Here is an 18,581-nt window from a genome sequence, read left to right as displayed (position 1 = left end):
GCTGGTTTGATAATTGTAATTCTTTCGAATCACAACGCCTTGATTAGAATACTCAATTTACTTGATTAAAGTGTTTGAGAACTCAATTTTGTATTAACAAAGCCTTTCTTAAAAAGAGAGGTTTGTTTCTACTATCAGCTTTCCAAATTGTTAAAGAACGTCATCAACTCAACTAAGGAGTCAATGTTGCCAGACAAGGCAATCTGTGTGAACACTCAACAGCGTAATGTGTCGCTTAGGTAAGGAGGTGATCCAGCCCCAGGTTCCCCTAGGGCTACCTTGTTACGACTTCACCCCAGTCATGAACCACACCGTGGTAAACGCCCTCCCGAAGGTTAAGCTATCTACTTCTGGTGCAGCCCACTCCCATGGTGTGACGGGCGGTGTGTACAAGGCCCGGGAACGTATTCACCGTGGCATTCTGATCCACGATTACTAGCGATTCCGACTTCACGGAGTCGAGTTGCAGACTCCGATCCGGACTACGACCGGCTTTCTGGGATTAGCTCCACCTCGCGGCTTGGCAACCCTCTGTACCGACCATTGTAGCACGTGTGTAGCCCTACTCGTAAGGGCCATGATGACTTGACGTCGTCCCCACCTTCCTCCGGTTTATCACCGGCAGTCTCCCTAAAGTTCCCGGCATGACCCGCTGGCAAGTAAGGATAAGGGTTGCGCTCGTTGCGGGACTTAACCCAACATTTCACAACACGAGCTGACGACAGCCATGCAGCACCTGTCTCAGAGTTCCCGAAGGCACTAAGCTATCTCTAGCGAATTCTCTGGATGTCAAGAGTAGGTAAGGTTCTTCGCGTTGCATCGAATTAAACCACATGCTCCACCGCTTGTGCGGGCCCCCGTCAATTCATTTGAGTTTTAACCTTGCGGCCGTACTCCCCAGGCGGTCTACTTAATGCGTTAGCTTGAGAGCCCAGTGCTCAAGGCACCAAACTCCGAGTAGACATCGTTTACGGCGTGGACTACCAGGGTATCTAATCCTGTTTGCTCCCCACGCTTTCGTGCATGAGCGTCAGTCTTTGTCCAGGGGGCCGCCTTCGCCACTGGTATTCCTCCAGATCTCTACGCATTTCACCGCTACACCTGGAATTCTACCCCCCTCTACAAGACTCTAGTTCGCCAGTTCGAAATGCGGTTCCCAGGTTGAGCCCGGGGCTTTCACATCTCGCTTAACAAACCGCCTGCGCACGCTTTACGCCCAGTAATTCCGATTAACGCTCGGACCCTCCGTATTACCGCGGCTGCTGGCACGGAGTTAGCCGGTCCTTCTTCTGCGAGTAACGTCACAGCTACTGGATATTAGCCAGTAACCTTTCCTCCTCGCTGAAAGTGCTTTACAACCCGAAGGCCTTCTTCACACACGCGGCATGGCTGCATCAGGGTTTCCCCCATTGTGCAATATTCCCCACTGCTGCCTCCCGTAGGAGTCTGGGCCGTGTCTCAGTCCCAGTGTGGCTGATCATCCTCTCAGAACAGCTAGGGATCGTCGCCTAGGTGAGCCTTTACCTCACCTACTAGCTAATCCCACCTGGGCTAATCAAGATGCGCAAGGCCCGAAAGTCCCCTGCTTTGACCCGTAGGTATTATGCGGTATTAGCAGTCGTTTCCAACTGTTATCCCCCTCATCTCGGCATATTCCCAGGCATTACTCACCCGTCCGCCGCTCGTCAGCAAAGTAGCAAGCTACTTCCTGTTACCGCTCGACTTGCATGTGTTAGGCCTGCCGCCAGCGTTCAATCTGAGCCATGATCAAACTCTTCAATTAAAAGTTTTGGTTGAACCCGAAGGTTCTGCTCAATGAATTCTGTCTTTGCATCATTACCCATTAAGGCAATGACTGCATTTGCATGCTGCGCGAACTTCGTTCATTGATAAAAGTCTTTGTCGACCTCATCAACATCTGCGAATGTCCACACAGATTTGCTTGTCTGTTTATATTGTTAAAGAGCAACCGATGCTGTTTCTCACCGGGTCAGGGCTGCGTATTCTACGCTTTCCTGTTGTCGCGTCAAGCATTTTTTCAAATGTTTTTTCGCGACACTCACTGCCTTAGCAAGTGAGTGAATCATCACTTCAACAACCGCTGGAAGCGCGTTGTGCCGTGTCGATGGAAGCGCATTATAGGCAGCTTATTTTTTTGCGCAAGGGCTTTTTTAAAGAAAAATGCAGTTTTAAGTGAATAAAAACTTACCCCCTTAAAAAGCACATTCAAACCACACATTACTCACAGATTTATCCACACTCCATTTTATGTAAGACACAATATCCATGCTTCACCCTAATCACTAATTAATATTTCAGTTCTATTTACAGATAATTATCAGGTTAATATTCAAACAAACAACTAACTACGTAGATTTATGAATTATTAATTGGTAGCCCAGAAGGACAACTAACCTCACGCTTTACACCTAGGGGCCGATAACACACAACGCAAAATACCACATCGCAAGACACAAAAAGAGAATCCCGATGACCTTATATGATTAAGCGGTTAATTTAAGTGATTTAATTAAACCTAAACTGGGCTGCGGAAGGTTTTAAGACGAGATATTGATTATAGATAATTTTATATAGTTCTTAGGACATCCAGGGAACGCCGCTCTCTTTCGGTGCAACATGATAGGTGATTAAATAAAAACCAAACCAACCTGAACTGCAAAAGTAAATATTTCAAGCTAAGGATAAGAGCAAGAGCCCATTTTTTAAGCACCAAATTTAGTCTAGTAGAAGATGTATTTGAAGTCAGGATAACACAAATGCCAATTCTGTATATACATCTGCATGACTACAAGAACTGTTGTCATCTCAATGTAGTAGAGCGGAGCTGTTCACATGCCTTAGCCATACGAGGTAGGAAGAAATACCCCAGCTATTAAATTTTTGAGCTAAATTTCAAATACAAAAAAGCCCCGTCATTTCTGACGAGGCTTCGATGTAAGTGGCGGAGCGGACGGGACTCGAACCCGCGACCCCCGGCGTGACAGGCCGGTATTCTAACCAACTGAACTACCGCTCCACTAAATTAGGCGCTTGGCAATGACCTACTCTCACATGGGGAAACCCCACACTACCATCGGCGCGACTGCGTTTCACTTCTGAGTTCGGAATGGGATCAGGTGGGACCACAGTGCTATTGTCACCAAGCAAATTCTGTACAATCTAGAAAGCTGCTTTTTTTTCTCGTTCTCTAACTTCAATCAAGTCTTGATTATTCTATCAAGGTTTCCAACAAAACCCTTTTGGGTTGTATGGTTAAGCCTCTCGGGTCATTAGTACAGGTTAGCTCAACGCCTCACAACGCTTACACACCCTGCCTATCAACGTCCTAGTCTCGGACGGCCCTTCAGTAGACTCTAGGTCTAAGGGATGACTCATCTTGGGGCTCGCTTCCCGCTTAGATGCTTTCAGCGGTTATCGATTCCGAACGTAGCTACCGGGCAATGCCATTGGCATGACAACCCGAACACCAGCGGTTCGTCCACTCCGGTCCTCTCGTACTAGGAGCAGCTCCCCTCAATCATCCAACGCCCACGGCAGATAGGGACCGAACTGTCTCACGACGTTCTGAACCCAGCTCGCGTACCACTTTAAATGGCGAACAGCCATACCCTTGGGACCGACTTCAGCCCCAGGATGTGATGAGCCGACATCGAGGTGCCAAACACCGCCGTCGATATGAACTCTTGGGCGGTATCAGCCTGTTATCCCCGGAGTACCTTTTATCCGTTGAGCGATGGCCCTTCCATTCAGAACCACCGGATCACTATGACCTACTTTCGTACCTGCTCGACGTGTCTGTCTCGCAGTTAAGCTGGCTTATGCCATTGCACTAACCGTACGATGTCCGACCGTACTTAGCCAACCTTCGTGCTCCTCCGTTACTCTTTGGGAGGAGACCGCCCCAGTCAAACTACCCACCAGGCACTGTCCTCAACCCCGATTCAGGGGCCAGAGTTAGAACATCAACACTACAAGGGTGGTATTTCAAGGTTGACTCCACGATGACTGGCGTCACCGCTTCAAAGTCTCCCACCTATCCTACACATGTAGGGTCAATGTTCAGTGCCAAGCTATAGTAAAGGTTCACGGGGTCTTTCCGTCTAGCCGCGGGTATACGGCATCTTCACCGCAATTTCAACTTCACTGAGTCTCGGCTGGAGACAGCGTGGCCATCATTACGCCATTCGTGCAGGTCGGAACTTACCCGACAAGGAATTTCGCTACCTTAGGACCGTTATAGTTACGGCCGCCGTTTACCGGGGCTTCGATCATGAGCTTCTCCGAAGATAACCCAATCAATTAACCTTCCGGCACCGGGCAGGCGTCACACCGTATACTTCCTCTTGCGAGTTCGCACAGTGCTGTGTTTTTGATAAACAGTTGCAGCCACCTGGTATCTGCGACTCCCGTCAGCTTAGAGAGCAAGTCTCATCACCAACAGGAGCGTACCTTCTCCCGAAGTTACGGTACCATTTTGCCTAGTTCCTTCAGCCGAGTTCTCTCAAGCGCCTTGGTATTCTCTACCCGACCACCTGTGTCGGTTTGGGGTACGATTCCTACTAACCTGAAGCTTAGAAGATTTTCCTGGAAGCATGGCATCAACCACTTCAGTGCCGTAGCACCTCGTCATCAATTCTCAGCATTATGTGTCCGGATTTGCCTAAACACACTGCCTACCATCTTAAACACGGACAACCAACGCCGTGCTGGCCTAGCCTTCTCCGTCTCTCCATCGCAGTTAGCAGAAGTACGGGAATATTAACCCGTTTCCCATCGACTACGCCTTTCGGCCTCGCCTTAGGGGTCGACTCACCCTGCCCCGATTAACGTTGGACAGGAACCCTTGGTCTTTCGGCGAGGGAGTTTTTCACTCCCTTTATCGTTACTCATGTCAGCATTCGCACTTCTGATACGTCCACGGTGCCTTACGGCTTCCGCTTCAACCGCTTACAGAACGCTCCTCTACCGCACTAGCACAAGTGCTAGTACCCATAGCTTCGGTGTATTGCTTAGCCCCGTTACATCTTCCGCGCAGGCCGACTCGACTAGTGAGCTATTACGCTTTCTTTAAATGATGGCTGCTTCTAAGCCAACATCCTAGCTGTCTAAGCCTTCCCACATCGTTTCCCACTTAGCAATAACTTTGGGACCTTAGCTGATGGTCTGGGTTGTTTCCCTTTTGACAACGGACGTTAGCACCCGCTGTCTGTCTCCCGCATAGTACTCATTGGTATTCGGAGTTTGCAAAGGGTTGGTAAGTCGGGATGACCCCCTAGCCTTAACAGTGCTCTACCCCCAATGGTATTCGTGCGAGGCGCTACCTAAATAGCTTTCGAGGAGAACCAGATATCTCCCGGTTTGATTGGCCTTTCACCCCCAGCCACAAGTCATCCGCTAATTTTTCAACATTAGTCGGTTCGGTCCTCCAGTTGATGTTACTCAACCTTCAACCTGCCCATGGCTAGATCACCGGGTTTCGGGTCTACACCTAGCAACTAAACGCGCAGTTAACACTCGGTTTCCCTACGGCTCCGCTATTCGCTTAACCTCGCTACTAAATGTAAGTCGCTGACCCATTATACAAAAGGTACGCAGTCACGGTCTCAAGAACCGCTCCCACTGCTTGTACGTATACGGTTTCAGGTTCTATTTCACTCCCCTCACAGGGGTTCTTTTCGCCTTTCCCTCACGGTACTGGTTCACTATCGGTCAGTCAGGAGTATTTAGCCTTGGAGGATGGTCCCCCCATGTTCAGACAACATATCACGTGTGCCGCCTTACTCGATTTCATCTTCAGTTAGTTTTCGTGTACGGGACTATCACCCTGTACCGTTAAGCTTTCCAACTTATTCCACTAACACCCTGAAGACTTAAGGGCTGGTCCCCGTTCGCTCGCCGCTACTTGGGGAATCTCGGTTGATTTCTTTTCCTAAGGGTACTTAGATGTTTCAGTTCCCCTCGTTCGCCTCATATACCTATGTATTCAGTATATGATGACACCTTATGGTGCCGGGTTTCCCCATTCGGACATCTGTGCCTCAAGTGCCTTTTATCGGCTAAGCACAGCTTTTCGCAGATTAACACGTCCTTCATCGCCTCTGACTGCCAAGGCATCCACCGTATACGCTTAGTCGCTTAACCATACAACCCAAATGAGTTTCATTCAGGTTGCATTGCAACTTGCTGGTTTGATAATTGTAATTCTTTCGAATCACAACGCCTTGATTAGAATACTCAATTTACTTGATTAAAGTGTTTGAGAACTCAATTTTGTATTAACAAAGCCTTTCTTAAAAAGAGAGGTTTGTTTCTACTATCAGCTTTCCAAATTGTTAAAGAACGTCATCAACTCAACTAAGGAGTCAATGTTGCCAGACAAGGCAATCTGTGTGAACACTCAACAGCGTAATGTGTCGCTTAGGTAAGGAGGTGATCCAGCCCCAGGTTCCCCTAGGGCTACCTTGTTACGACTTCACCCCAGTCATGAACCACACCGTGGTAAACGCCCTCCCGAAGGTTAAGCTATCTACTTCTGGTGCAGCCCACTCCCATGGTGTGACGGGCGGTGTGTACAAGGCCCGGGAACGTATTCACCGTGGCATTCTGATCCACGATTACTAGCGATTCCGACTTCACGGAGTCGAGTTGCAGACTCCGATCCGGACTACGACCGGCTTTCTGGGATTAGCTCCACCTCGCGGCTTGGCAACCCTCTGTACCGACCATTGTAGCACGTGTGTAGCCCTACTCGTAAGGGCCATGATGACTTGACGTCGTCCCCACCTTCCTCCGGTTTATCACCGGCAGTCTCCCTAAAGTTCCCGGCATGACCCGCTGGCAAGTAAGGATAAGGGTTGCGCTCGTTGCGGGACTTAACCCAACATTTCACAACACGAGCTGACGACAGCCATGCAGCACCTGTCTCAGAGTTCCCGAAGGCACTAAGCTATCTCTAGCGAATTCTCTGGATGTCAAGAGTAGGTAAGGTTCTTCGCGTTGCATCGAATTAAACCACATGCTCCACCGCTTGTGCGGGCCCCCGTCAATTCATTTGAGTTTTAACCTTGCGGCCGTACTCCCCAGGCGGTCTACTTAATGCGTTAGCTTGAGAGCCCAGTGCTCAAGGCACCAAACTCCGAGTAGACATCGTTTACGGCGTGGACTACCAGGGTATCTAATCCTGTTTGCTCCCCACGCTTTCGTGCATGAGCGTCAGTCTTTGTCCAGGGGGCCGCCTTCGCCACTGGTATTCCTCCAGATCTCTACGCATTTCACCGCTACACCTGGAATTCTACCCCCCTCTACAAGACTCTAGTTCGCCAGTTCGAAATGCGGTTCCCAGGTTGAGCCCGGGGCTTTCACATCTCGCTTAACAAACCGCCTGCGCACGCTTTACGCCCAGTAATTCCGATTAACGCTCGGACCCTCCGTATTACCGCGGCTGCTGGCACGGAGTTAGCCGGTCCTTCTTCTGCGAGTAACGTCACAGCTACTGGATATTAGCCAGTAACCTTTCCTCCTCGCTGAAAGTGCTTTACAACCCGAAGGCCTTCTTCACACACGCGGCATGGCTGCATCAGGGTTTCCCCCATTGTGCAATATTCCCCACTGCTGCCTCCCGTAGGAGTCTGGGCCGTGTCTCAGTCCCAGTGTGGCTGATCATCCTCTCAGAACAGCTAGGGATCGTCGCCTAGGTGAGCCTTTACCTCACCTACTAGCTAATCCCACCTGGGCTAATCAAGATGCGCAAGGCCCGAAAGTCCCCTGCTTTGACCCGTAGGTATTATGCGGTATTAGCAGTCGTTTCCAACTGTTATCCCCCTCATCTCGGCATATTCCCAGGCATTACTCACCCGTCCGCCGCTCGTCAGCAAAGTAGCAAGCTACTTCCTGTTACCGCTCGACTTGCATGTGTTAGGCCTGCCGCCAGCGTTCAATCTGAGCCATGATCAAACTCTTCAATTAAAAGTTTTGGTTGAACCCGAAGGTTCTGCTCAATGAATTCTGTCTTTGCATCATTACCCCTTTCTTTAAACAAAGAGAAGGCAATGACTGCATTTGCATGCTGCGCGAACTTCGTTTCATTGATGCTCTCCGTTAGGAGAAATAAGTCTTTGTCGACCTCATCAACATCTGCGAATGTCCACACAGATTTGCTTGTCTGTTTATATTGTTAAAGAGCAACCGATGCTGTTTCTCACCGGGTCAGGGCTGCGTATTCTACGCTTTCCTGTTGTCGCGTCAAGCATTTTTTCAAATGTTTTTTCGCGTCACTCACCGCCTTAGCAAGTGAGTGAATCATCACTTCAACAACCGCTGGAAGCGCGTTGTGCCGTGTCGATGGGGTGCATTATAGGCGTGCAAATGGTTTGCGCAAGCCAAAATTGGAAGAAAAATACAATTCAACAGCCGTTTGCTGACAAATCACCCTATTCAGCGTTTTTTTAACCGTTATACTGTTAAAAAAACTACAAAATGGAAAATTCGATGTCGTCAAATAACCGGTATTACCAAGGGAAGGCGCCACAAGTAGCTGCTGGGTGCTATGTAGATAGTAGTGCAGTGTTGATTGGTGACATCACATTAGGAGCTGACAGTAGTATTTGGCCTTTAGTTGCCGCCCGTGGCGATGTGAACTACATCCGTATCGGAACACGCAGCAATATTCAGGATGGCAGCGTACTACATGTCACCCGAACTTCAGGGCAAAATCCTCAAGGCTATCCATTGCTCATTGGTGATGATGTTACTGTCGGACACAAAGCCATGCTACATGGTTGCACCATAGGAAATAGAGTACTGATTGGTATGGGAGCCATCATTCTCGATGGTGCCATAATTGAAGATGATGTCATGATTGGAGCCGGCACACTGGTGCCACCAAATAAGACACTAAAATCAGGCCATCTTTATATAGGTAGCCCCGCAGTAATTGCCCGGCAGCTCAACGCAGATGAAATCCATTTTCTAAAAACATCTGCCGACAATTATGTCCGACTAAAAAACGAATACCTTGAGCAATAACAGTCCCAAAATAAAAGGCTGACAAAGTTAATGTCAGCCTTTCTAATAATTCAGTGTCACGGCTAGTGCACATCAACCAAGGTTAATATGGCCTTGATCATCATAAGCCTCATCTTCGACTAAAGCTTCGGTCATATCTTCAATATCAAAGCGAGCATCGTTAAACACCGTCAGGACATTGTCAGCCGTAATACCATTAACACCACTTATCTGAGCTAATTTTTTCACGCTAATCACACAAAATAATGTGCGTCCTTCTACCTGAACAGGGAAGACGACCTGCTGTTTGCCGGCATCCCAGCTCTGCAGATCAGGAAACAAGATATTCTGATTCATTGAGACTCCAGTTGATTTCTGAGTAACGCGATAAGGGACTCAGTCCCTGGACGAACCCCGCGCCAGATTTCAAAACTAATAGCAGCCTGTCCGACCAACATCCCAAGGCCATCCCTCACCTCTTGGGCCCCCTGTTCCTTCGCCCAATGATTGAAAGCGGTCAATTCTGCGCCATACATCATGTCATAACACAGTGTTTTTTCCGTGATAACAGCCGAAGGAATCGCCGGAAGTTGTCCATTAAGGCTGGCTGACGTAGAGTTGATAACCAAATCAAAGCCAGCTTTTAGCTCTGCTATAGGCTCAGCAGTCACTGGCCCCATAGTTTGAAATAAGCTCGCTAACTGTTCAGCTTTATGCTGAGTGCGATTGCAGATCACTAAAGCGGCTGGCTGACAAGCCAATAATGGCCCAATACATCCACGAGCCGCGCCACCGGCTCCTATCAATAAAATGCGCTTATGCTTAAGCGACATAACAGCCAGCAGATCGGCAATCAACCCCCGACCATCTGTGTTATCCCCCAGCAGTCGGCCATCAGGCAATATGCTCAGGGTATTTACCGCATTCGCTTGCCGGGCATAATCACTCACTTCATCACAAAGCGCAAATGCCTGCTCTTTAAAAGGCAAGGTAACATTAGCGCCCCGACCACCTTGAGCGATAAACTGCCGCACAGCATGTTCAAAGCCATCGAGAGCAGCGAGCCGAGTCTGATAATGCATGTCCTGCCCAGTCTGTTTAGCAAAGAACTCATGAATTTGTGGCGATTTGCTGTGCGCAACAGGATTGCCAAATACCGCATATAAATCTTTCATTTACTCTCCAGTCAACCAGTCACAAGGCTTAAGATAATCTCGGTATAACGACTCTTCCGCAGAGCCGGGCTCAGGGGTAAAGTTATACTGCCAGCGCACCAAGGGCGGCATCGACATTAAAATGGACTCAGTGCGGCCGCCACTTTGCAGGCCAAATAAGGTTCCCCGATCATATACCAGATTAAATTCAACATAACGGCCACGACGATACAATTGAAACTGCCGCTCTTTATCTCCGTAAGGGGTATCCTGCCGCCGTAATACAATTGGCCGATAAGCCGGCAAGAAACCATTGGCAACCGCCTGCATAAAAGCAAAACTATTCTCAAAACCCGGTTGATTGAGATCGTCAAAAAATAATCCACCGACCCCGCGAGTTTCTCCTCGGTGAGGCAGAAAAAAGTATTCATCACACCAAGATTTATATTTGCTGTATATATCAGCCCCGAAAGGCTGGCATAGTGCTCGTGCTTGCCGGTGCCAATCCACCACATCACTGCGAAATGGATAATATGGGGTTAAATCAAAGCCCCCGCCAAACCACCACACAGGATCATGCCCAGGCTTATTAGCTATGAAAAAACGAACATTAGCATGGGTTGTGGGAATATAAGGATTACGGGGATGGATCACTAAAGACACCCCCATGGCTTCAAAACTGCGGCCCGCAAGCTCAGGTCGATGCGCCGTCGCCGAAGCTGGCATCTGTGCACCGGTAACATGGGAAAAGTTAACCCCGGCCTGCTCAAAGATAGTCCCATCAGTTAACACTCGGCTACAACCGCCCCCACCTTCGGCACGTTGCCATGAATCAGTCTGAAACTGTTGCCGTCCATCAAGCGCTGCTAACTCATCACACAACTGCTGCTGCAGAGATAACAAAAACGCTTTAACTCGCTGGCTGTCCACTTGCTCCATAGTGTTATCCCTGTCTTAGCACCTGACCTGACTGCACATCGATAATGGTGGAAGGCTGACGTTGTTGTCCTAACTCGCCAAGAATTAATGCATCGATTTGCCCGGAGAACCGCGTCAAGATCTCATCAGCGCTGACGGCCGATGGTTCTCCCGCTAAATTCGCACTGGTTGAAACCAGAGGCTTAGCCAAAGTATGACAAAGCTGTTGTACAACCGGATGGGCTGAAACACGCACCGCAATTGAATCAAACTCGCCCCGTAATAAAGGCGATATATGGCTGAATGTTGGCATCACGAAGGTCACCGGCCCGGGCCATTTACTGTTAACCAGCGCCAATTGCTCAGCCGATAACTGAGCAAAATCAACATACCCTGATAATTGGCCAATATCTGCGGCGACTAAAATCAAACCTTTCTGCCAGGGGCGCTGCTTAATCGCTAACAGTTGCTGCAGTGCAGCAGTATTATCTGGATCACACCCCAGACCGTACACAGCTTCGGTGGGGTAAGCAATAACACCGCCCTTACGGATCACGGCTTCACTCTCAGAAGGTGGCAATTGCAACATCTTTATCTTTACCTTTTGTATTAGCGGATATCAGGGGTTCCCGGAGACCGGGCAATACCTTGATGCGAAATTGGATAAATGATACCCGGCACGGTGAGGACAAACAAAGTTTATGGGGTTGATCACAAAACCTATTCAGCAAATCTAGTCCGCCAGTGTTCGGCGATAGCGGCACGTTTTACTCGGGCATTCCAGTCGATCCCCGCCAGCCCCATGTCGCTTAACTAAAATACCAAAGCCACACTCAGGGCAAGCTTCAGCAACTGGAGGATAGTTCACGATAAAACGACATTTAGGATAACGGTTACAGGCATAAAAAGGCTTACCATAACGACTGGTTCTTTGCTCTAACGCCCCTTGATGACATTGGGGGCAACTCACCTCAGCTTCATCGCGGGATTCTAGTTTTTCAATATGCTGACATGCAGGATACTGACTACAACCAATAAATAACCCATATCGACCGGACTTTACTGCGAGCTCATGACCGCATTCAGGGCACTCAGAGCCAGAAATAAGCTGTGCGGCCAAATTTTCATGCTGAGCTGTGGGACGAATATAATCACAAGCCGGATAATTACCACAGCCAACAAAGCTACCGTGCTTGGAATGGCGAACCGTCAGCTCCCCCCCACACTTGGGACAAACTTCATATTCGCGAGCCAAAGCACGTTTATGCACACTGAACAGCTGCTCATCAATCTTATTTGCCATGATTATCTCTCGTTACGGCCTACTCTCACATCTTATCAGGCAGGCCGATTAGTGAAAATCAAATACCGCACCAAACCAATACAATCCTAATATCTATGCCAGTTTCATAATGACCAGAAATATAAATCTCTTAGGACAAATATGATTACTGCTGACGATAACTGCCCTTACGAAGTAAATAATGACCTTTCACCCGCCCGAACACCCACTAAATATTATGTTAAATCCACAATGTTTTAGCCGGAAATTAAGGAGGTATAAAGTAATTACCGTATCAGTAGAAAAGTCGCCACACCACAGGATATGAGCAAAATGCAGAACAAGGGATTTTCTGCCCTGTTCTGTCTCGGCCAAGGCCAGCCAACAAAACCGGCACAAACAGACTTGTATATACAAGTAAAAAGCCAGCCTCTAGGTCAATACAGTCTGCAATCACTATGTCGCAAGCACAAAAAAGGAGACCTTGAGGTCCCCTTCATTATTTACATCACCATATTTTATGGCTTTATCTTTTTAAAACCATCTTTCCAAGATGATTTGGCAGCGCTCACTATTTGATTTAGGAATGCAGCATCCCTTCGGGCTGTTCAAAAATCAAATCTTCCATCTGAGCATAAGCGGATTCATTGCCTGGGGCATTAAACAGCACCATCAGGATCACCCACTTGAGATCATCCAACCCCAGCTCCTGTTCATCCAACTCCATCACCCGGTCAATCACCATTTCACGGGTGGCAACACTCAATACCTGGATTTGCTCTAAAAACAGCAAGAACCCACGGCATTGCACATCCAGCTTCGTCATTTCCTGATCGGTAAAAATACGGAAGGAGTGTTGATCATGGTTGCGCAGATAAGGTTTGTCACTTTCCTGTAGCTCAGCTAAACGCTCCAACCAAGAAAATGCTTTAAGAATTTCAGCCTGATGAAAGCCCGCCCGAGTCAGTTCCTGAGTCAGTTCGTCTTCATCAACCATCATTTCCATCTCACTGTGGACATAGTTTTCAAACAGATACATGAGAATATCGAACATGGCTAGTTCCTCTTTAGTCTGACGTAACCTCCGGGCACCGCAGCCACCCAGCCCTGTAACTCAAGTTCAAGTATTTGTTCCAACACAAGATCTATCGTCTTTCCACTATGTTCTACCACCTCATCTAATGTTGTGACCTCATAGTTCACACTAGCTAATAGGGGTAAAAATGGCAACTCACAGGCATTATCGCCTTTTATATGGTGTTGCTGGGGTAAATCTTCAAGATGTAGCCCACATAATGGTGAAATTTCTTCGGTAATATCGCTGACATTCTCCACAAGTTTGGCGCCATTTTTAAGCAATTCATGACATCCGCGGCTCTGACCGCTCAAAATTCCACCTGGCACAGAAAAAACCTCCCGCCCTTGCTCTGAGGCAAGGCGTGCTGTGATCAAGGAGCCACTTTTTAGCTGGGCTTCCACCACCAAAGTACCGACACTGATACCACTGATAATCCGATTTCGCTTCGGGAAATTTGCCGCCACAGGTTTAGTACCAGGCCAAAACTCACTCAGCAAACATCCCCGCTCGGCAATATTTTGATATAACTGCCGATGCCGAGCCGGATAACATTGATCGACCCCAGTCCCCAATACTGCCAAAGTGACACCTGAATTCACCAACGCCCCTTGATGGGCAGCACCATCAATACCTGATGCCATACCACTGCATATCGCCAGACCACACAAACTTAACTCCTGACTCAGTGATGTCGCGATATCCAATCCGTTTCGTGATGCACTACGACTTCCGACTACAGCTATAGCTGGTCGCAACAACTGAGTATGATCGCCTTTAGCAAATAGCAGCACAGGCGGATCATATATATGTCTTAGTAACGGAGGATAATAAAGGTCATCAAAAGCAATCAGATGGTGTTGCTCACTGGCATCTCGCCATTGCAGCGCCTGTTCAACCCGCGCCGGCCGCAGCATTAATCGTTTAACATTAACCCCAGGTAAAGTGTCGGGCTCAAACCTCAGACGCTGACTAAGTTCTTCGACATCCATCACCTGTAGTAGCCGCTGTACCCCAGCAGCTCCAATGCCAGATGCAGAGGCAATCGTCACCCAATCTATCAGTGGCGCGGTCAGTGTCACTCTCCCAACAACGGAGGTTGAGGAGAAGACAGTTTATCATGAACCCGCACCGGCCTTTCATTCACCATAATCAGCCCTAAACTGGTCCGTTCAAACGTCTTAAACACCATAATCTGCCCATGGTAAATCGGCGGTAACTGTATGCTGGTATCAGAAACCGCTGCTAGCATATTTTCATAACGGGAGCGTTCCAGCGAAGATACCGGCTGATTATCATGATTGAATACCACAGTATCGCCTGGACGATGCACCGCAAAAACATCACCGGCAGTGACACCATCTATCGCGCCGCGGTCAAGATAAACAACGTCTAGCTTACCCATTTCACGAATATCAATTCCAGATGCAAGTACATGGGCAGGCGTACTGACTTGCGCAGCCCGGGGCATAAAATAAATGGGCAGCAAAGCGGAATCATCAATAGATAAGATCCGGTTACCCGCTTTACTTTCTCGGTACGACGTCAGCAATTTAACCTTGGATATTTCACCGGAACTGACTACCTGCCCCGCTGCAGTTAAAATGGCCTCTTGGCCCAAAACCTCACCATCCTGTTGCCGGCTAAAAACCCGACCTCCAGTATAAAGCCCCACTTTTGTTCCGGCAGTCAGCGCGCCTTGAACATAAATAATATCGCCAGCAATATGGTGACGAGAAGGGGACTCACCGCCTAAAACAACCGGCTGGCTAGCAAGCCAATCAGGTGCCACTACCCGATTTTGAATAAGATAAGGGCGAATTAGCGCTAAATCGACAACCGGAACAGCACCCGTTTTGGGTTGTATCCGTCCCTGTGGCGATTGGCGTACCAGAGGCTTGACCACCAATCTTGGCTCGCCATTAATAAATACCAAGGTCAACCTGTCACCAGGATAAATCAGATGCGGGTTGGCAATTTGTGGATTAGCCCCCCACAGCGTGGGCCAACGCCAGGGATCATCTAAAAAGTGGGCAGAAATATCCCACAGCGTATCGCCTTTTTTCACCAGGTAAGTATCCGGATGACCGGCTTTCAAGGTCAGGGTATCTGCAACCCCAGCAGCACTTTGCACTAAAAGTGCGCCCCCCAGCATCAGAGGCAGGAAAATGCGTTTCATCAGACCATCCATGTTCATTCGTGCCGTTAGTCAGCTTTTACTGTTATTGCATGCCGCTAAGGATTAAAATTAAGGCAACTGTGGGCTTTGTTTTTCAATTTAGCCCCCTTAGAGCCAGTATAACTAACTGGTGTAATTTTGACAGACTTGTTAAGAGTTTACATATGGCTTTACTCAATGTGTTACGTTTCCCCGATGAGAGGTTGAGAACCATCGCCGAGCCGGTCACGGACTTTGGTGATGCGCTGCAAACTCAAATCGATAATATGTTCGACACCATGTACCAAGAAAAGGGCATAGGCTTAGCTGCCACCCAGGTTGATTTCCATCAACAGTTAATTGTGATGGATCTTCAAGATGATGTTGAACGCCCCAAGGTCTTTATTAATCCTCGTCTGCTTCATAGCAGTGGTGACTTCTGTAACGAAGAGGGGTGCCTCTCTGTACCGGGGTTCTATGCCAAAGTAGATCGTGCCGAGCAGGTCACAGTCACCGCTCTGGACCGGGATGGAAACGAATTTACCATTGACGCTGACGGGTTATTTGCCATCTGCATCCAACACGAAATGGATCACCTCAAAGGCAAACTCTTTGTCGATTACCTGTCGCCATTGAAACGACAGCGTATTCGGCAAAAATTAGAAAAAGCCGCCCGCCAGCAAACTAAAGCCAACTGATTTACAGGATTTATCTTGAAACCGTTAAATATCATTTTCGCCGGTACGCCGGATTTTGCCGCTCGCCATCTGCAGGCTCTGATTGGCTCACATCATAATATTATTGCCGTATACACCCAGCCGGATCGCCCTGCGGGTCGCGGTAAAAAACTGACGCCAAGCCCGGTTAAATCTCTGGCCCTTGAGCACGATATTCCGGTTTACCAGCCAGCCTCCTTGCGTAATGAAGATGCCCAGCGTGAACTGGCAGCCCTAAATGCCGATCTGATGGTCGTTGTTGCTTATGGCTTAATCCTGCCACAAGTGGTACTAGATACCCCGAAAATGGGCTGCATCAATGTGCATGGTTCAATTCTGCCACGCTGGCGCGGCGCAGCGCCGATTCAGCGTGCGTTATGGGCCGGCGATAGCGCTACCGGTGTAACCATTATGCAAATGGATATTGGTCTAGATACTGGCGATATGCTGCTAAAAACCCATTTACCAATCATGGATGACGATACCTCTGCCAGCTTATATGAAAAATTGGCACAGCAAGGCCCAGATGCGCTGCTTGAAGCATTACAAGGTTTAGCCAACGGTACCTTAATAGCAGAAAAACAGGATGAATCCCTTGCCAACTACGCCGCAAAACTGAGTAAAGAAGAAGCCCGGCTTGATTGGAATAAACCCGCAGAAACCCTGTGGCGTGAAGTGCGTGCTTTTAATCCTTGGCCAGTCAGCTACTTTGAACACGAAGGCAGCACAGTAAAAGTATGGCAAACTCAGGTTAACCCTACGGCGACAGATGCAACACCGGGTACTGTCATCAATGCCGGCAAACAAGGCATTGAAATAGCCACAGCCCAAGGTTCGCTGATCCTACAGACGCTGCAGTTACCGGGTAAAAAACCTCTTGCCGCAGCGGATATCCTTAATGGCCGCGCTGACTGGTTTACCCCGGGCAAGATAATTGCTACTGCGGAGGCAGAATAACCCATGAATATCCGCGCACTGGCGGCCAAAGCCGTCTTTGATGTACTGGAGCGGGGCATCTCTTTATCCGTTGCGCTGCCAGAGCAACAGCACAAATTAGCCAGTGGCAAAGACAAGGCGCTTCTGGCAGAGCTTTGCTATGGCGTAATGCGTTTTCTGCCACAGCTGGATAAACAGATCAGTGATTGCCTGAGCAAACCACTCAAGGGCAAACAACGCATCGTACATCAGTTGCTACTGGTCGGCTGTTACCAACTGTTCTTTACCCGGATCCCGCCTCACGCGGCGATTTCTGAAACAGCTGAAGCTTGTCGTCAGCTGAAGTTTGAAGGGCTGGTGAAAGTGGTCAATGGTGTACTGCGTACCATTCAACGTAACCAACAACCACTGGCAGAAGACAATGAGGTGCTGCGTTATAACACCCCGGCCTGGATCATTAAAGCCCTGCAGAGTGCCTATCCACAACAGTGGCAAGAGGTTATCCAACAAAGTCATGAGCGCCCACCGATGTGGTTGCGCAACAACAGACTAAGTCAAAGCCGTGACGCTTACCTTGCGCAACTCGCAGCGTTAGATATCAGTGCCAGTGCGGGCAACAGCCCAGATGCCATTTTACTCGACAGCCCGAAAGATGTTGCGATATTACCCGGCTTTTTTGACGGTGCAGCCTCAGTACAGGATGGCGCCGCCCAGTGGGCCGCGACATTGTTGGCCCCACAAAATGGTGAGTTGATCTTGGATGCCTGCGCCGCCCCCGGCGGTAAAAGCTGTCATATTCTAGAACAAGCCCCTAATGCCCAATTAGTTGCCGTCGACTTTGATGCCAAACGGCTCACCCGGGTACAAGAAAACCTCGATCGACTAAAACTCACCGCGCAAGTGATCCACGGCGACGCCGCCAATATCGACACCTGGTGGCAAGGTGGTCAGTTCGACCGAATCTTACTGGATGCGCCCTGTTCCGCCACCGGAGTAATACGTCGCCACCCAGATATCAAATGGCTAAGAAAACAAAAAGATATTCAAGAGCTTGCTGAATTACAGTGCCAAATGCTGGATCACTGCTGGCAGTGGCTTAAGCCCGGCGGCACCTTGGTATACGCTACCTGCTCAATTATGCCGGCTGAAAATAGCGATCAAATCAGAGCCTTCCTTGCCCGCACCGCCGATGCTACCCTAGAGCCACTGCCGCAGGCCAAAGAAGGCGAAACCGGTTGGCAAATCCTGCCGGGGCAGCATCAAATGGACGGTTTCTATTACGCGCTTCTGCATAAAGCCGGCTAAATCAGCGGCGAGA

The 18,581-nt window shown here is 48.8% G+C and carries 13 protein-coding genes, 1 tRNA gene and 4 rRNA genes; 5 read left to right on the top strand and 13 right to left on the bottom strand.

All coding sequences use genetic code 11. The features are described 5' to 3' along the window. Window positions 1–240: 240 nt before the first annotated feature. From NFHSH190041_RS00180 to NFHSH190041_RS00160, 5 genes are all read right to left on the bottom strand, one after another. Window positions 241–1,783, bottom strand: a 16S ribosomal RNA gene (locus tag NFHSH190041_RS00180). A 1,177-nt stretch (window positions 1,784–2,960) separates the two neighbouring features. After that, window positions 2,961–3,037 (bottom strand) — tRNA-Asp (locus NFHSH190041_RS00175). Between the two features lie 12 nt (window positions 3,038–3,049). Continuing rightward, window positions 3,050–3,165 (bottom strand): 5S ribosomal RNA (gene rrf / locus NFHSH190041_RS00170). 104 nt (window positions 3,166–3,269) lie between these two features. Next, window positions 3,270–6,162 (bottom strand): 23S ribosomal RNA (locus NFHSH190041_RS00165). Window positions 6,163–6,443: 281 nt separating this feature from the next. Further along, window positions 6,444–7,986: ribosomal RNA gene (locus NFHSH190041_RS00160) — 16S ribosomal RNA — on the bottom strand. The 16S, 23S and 5S rRNA genes sit together here with 1 tRNA gene alongside, the layout of an rRNA operon. Before the next feature lie 522 nt (window positions 7,987–8,508). Here NFHSH190041_RS00160 and NFHSH190041_RS00155 point away from each other — a divergent pair. Next, the gene (locus NFHSH190041_RS00155) at window positions 8,509–9,045 is read left to right on the top strand and encodes a gamma carbonic anhydrase family protein (RefSeq protein WP_261923335.1); all 537 of its coding nucleotides are present in this window, start codon (window positions 8,509–8,511) and stop codon (window positions 9,043–9,045) included. A gap of 72 nt (window positions 9,046–9,117) precedes the next feature. Here NFHSH190041_RS00155 and NFHSH190041_RS00150 read toward each other — a convergent pair whose 3' ends face one another. The 5 genes from NFHSH190041_RS00150 to NFHSH190041_RS00130 all read right to left on the bottom strand — a co-directional run bounded on the left by NFHSH190041_RS00150 (window position 9,118) and on the right by NFHSH190041_RS00130 (window position 12,399). Then, complete coding sequence (locus NFHSH190041_RS00150; RefSeq protein WP_261923334.1) at window positions 9,118–9,381, bottom strand: DUF1488 domain-containing protein; 264 nt, start codon at window positions 9,379–9,381, stop codon at window positions 9,118–9,120. Then, window positions 9,378–10,199, bottom strand: coding sequence for a shikimate dehydrogenase (gene aroE / locus NFHSH190041_RS00145; RefSeq protein ID WP_261923333.1), 822 nt, complete (start codon window positions 10,197–10,199; stop codon window positions 9,378–9,380). The genes NFHSH190041_RS00150 and aroE overlap by 4 nt, the downstream gene beginning before the upstream one ends. After that, window positions 10,200–11,117: an oxygen-dependent coproporphyrinogen oxidase gene (gene hemF / locus NFHSH190041_RS00140; RefSeq protein WP_261923332.1), complete on the bottom strand. Its 918-nt coding sequence runs from the start codon at window positions 11,115–11,117 to the stop codon at window positions 10,200–10,202. A gap of 4 nt (window positions 11,118–11,121) precedes the next feature. Further along, the gene (locus tag NFHSH190041_RS00135) at window positions 11,122–11,685 is read right to left on the bottom strand and encodes an L-threonylcarbamoyladenylate synthase (RefSeq protein WP_261923331.1); all 564 of its coding nucleotides are present in this window, start codon (window positions 11,683–11,685) and stop codon (window positions 11,122–11,124) included. A 144-nt stretch (window positions 11,686–11,829) separates the two neighbouring features. After that, window positions 11,830–12,399 carry a type I DNA topoisomerase gene (locus NFHSH190041_RS00130; protein ID WP_261923330.1) on the bottom strand — a complete coding sequence of 190 codons (570 nt, stop codon included), beginning with the start codon at window positions 12,397–12,399 and terminating at the stop codon, window positions 11,830–11,832. A 312-nt stretch (window positions 12,400–12,711) separates the two neighbouring features. Between NFHSH190041_RS00130 and NFHSH190041_RS00125 the strand changes: the two genes are divergently transcribed. Then, window positions 12,712–12,957: a hypothetical protein gene (locus NFHSH190041_RS00125; RefSeq protein ID WP_261923329.1), complete on the top strand. Its 246-nt coding sequence runs from the start codon at window positions 12,712–12,714 to the stop codon at window positions 12,955–12,957. 1 nt (window position 12,958) lies between these two features. Here the strand turns inward: NFHSH190041_RS00125 and NFHSH190041_RS00120 are convergent, their stop codons facing one another. The 3 genes from NFHSH190041_RS00120 to NFHSH190041_RS00110 form a co-directional block, all read right to left on the bottom strand. After that, the gene (locus NFHSH190041_RS00120) at window positions 12,959–13,432 is read right to left on the bottom strand and encodes a DUF494 family protein (protein ID WP_261923328.1); all 474 of its coding nucleotides are present in this window, start codon (window positions 13,430–13,432) and stop codon (window positions 12,959–12,961) included. Between the two features lie 2 nt (window positions 13,433–13,434). Further along, window positions 13,435–14,445, bottom strand: coding sequence for a DNA-processing protein DprA (gene dprA / locus NFHSH190041_RS00115; protein ID WP_261925180.1), 1,011 nt, complete (start codon window positions 14,443–14,445; stop codon window positions 13,435–13,437). An 86-nt stretch (window positions 14,446–14,531) separates the two neighbouring features. After that, window positions 14,532–15,644 carry a LysM peptidoglycan-binding domain-containing protein gene (locus NFHSH190041_RS00110; protein ID WP_261923327.1) on the bottom strand — a complete coding sequence of 371 codons (1,113 nt, stop codon included), beginning with the start codon at window positions 15,642–15,644 and terminating at the stop codon, window positions 14,532–14,534. A 152-nt stretch (window positions 15,645–15,796) separates the two neighbouring features. Here NFHSH190041_RS00110 and def point away from each other — a divergent pair, with 152 nt between their 5' ends. Genes def through rsmB form a run of 3 tightly spaced genes read left to right on the top strand, consistent with a single transcriptional unit; the run spans window position 15,797 to window position 18,568 of the window. Then, a complete protein-coding gene (def, locus tag NFHSH190041_RS00105; protein WP_261923326.1) occupies window positions 15,797–16,309 on the top strand; it encodes a peptide deformylase in 513 nt (170 codons plus the stop codon). 15 nt (window positions 16,310–16,324) lie between these two features. Continuing rightward, complete coding sequence (fmt, locus tag NFHSH190041_RS00100) at window positions 16,325–17,284, top strand: methionyl-tRNA formyltransferase (protein ID WP_261923325.1); 960 nt, start codon at window positions 16,325–16,327, stop codon at window positions 17,282–17,284. Window positions 17,285–17,287: 3 nt separating this feature from the next. After that, the gene (rsmB, locus tag NFHSH190041_RS00095; protein WP_261923324.1) at window positions 17,288–18,568 is read left to right on the top strand and encodes a 16S rRNA (cytosine(967)-C(5))-methyltransferase RsmB; all 1,281 of its coding nucleotides are present in this window, start codon (window positions 17,288–17,290) and stop codon (window positions 18,566–18,568) included. Window positions 18,569–18,581: the final 13 nt, after the last annotated feature.

The sequence above is a fragment of the Shewanella sp. NFH-SH190041 genome, from assembly GCF_024363255.1.
Taxonomy (GTDB): Bacteria; Pseudomonadota; Gammaproteobacteria; order Enterobacterales; family Shewanellaceae; genus Shewanella.
The sequence above is the reverse complement of the archived record's forward strand: the minus strand, read 5'-3'. Positions and strand labels throughout refer to the sequence as shown.

Excerpts from the sequence above, each read along its gene's own strand:
- NFHSH190041_RS00155 (WP_261923335.1), top strand. The coding sequence starts at position 8,509 with ATGTCGTCAAATAACCGGTATTACCAAGGGAAGGCGCCACAAGTAGCT.
- NFHSH190041_RS00150 (WP_261923334.1), bottom strand. The coding sequence starts at position 9,381 with ATGAATCAGAATATCTTGTTTCCTGATCTGCAGAGCTGGGATGCCGGC.
- aroE (WP_261923333.1), bottom strand. The coding sequence starts at position 10,199 with ATGAAAGATTTATATGCGGTATTTGGCAATCCTGTTGCGCACAGCAAA.
- hemF (WP_261923332.1), bottom strand. The coding sequence starts at position 11,117 with ATGGAGCAAGTGGACAGCCAGCGAGTTAAAGCGTTTTTGTTATCTCTG.
- NFHSH190041_RS00135 (WP_261923331.1), bottom strand. The coding sequence starts at position 11,685 with ATGTTGCAATTGCCACCTTCTGAGAGTGAAGCCGTGATCCGTAAGGGC.
- NFHSH190041_RS00130 (WP_261923330.1), bottom strand. The coding sequence starts at position 12,399 with ATGGCAAATAAGATTGATGAGCAGCTGTTCAGTGTGCATAAACGTGCT.
- NFHSH190041_RS00125 (WP_261923329.1), top strand. The coding sequence starts at position 12,712 with ATGCAGAACAAGGGATTTTCTGCCCTGTTCTGTCTCGGCCAAGGCCAG.
- NFHSH190041_RS00120 (WP_261923328.1), bottom strand. The coding sequence starts at position 13,432 with ATGTTCGATATTCTCATGTATCTGTTTGAAAACTATGTCCACAGTGAG.
- dprA (WP_261925180.1), bottom strand. The coding sequence starts at position 14,445 with ATGGATGTCGAAGAACTTAGTCAGCGTCTGAGGTTTGAGCCCGACACT.
- NFHSH190041_RS00110 (WP_261923327.1), bottom strand. The coding sequence starts at position 15,644 with ATGGATGGTCTGATGAAACGCATTTTCCTGCCTCTGATGCTGGGGGGC.
- def (WP_261923326.1), top strand. The coding sequence starts at position 15,797 with ATGGCTTTACTCAATGTGTTACGTTTCCCCGATGAGAGGTTGAGAACC.
- rsmB (WP_261923324.1), top strand. The coding sequence starts at position 17,288 with ATGAATATCCGCGCACTGGCGGCCAAAGCCGTCTTTGATGTACTGGAG.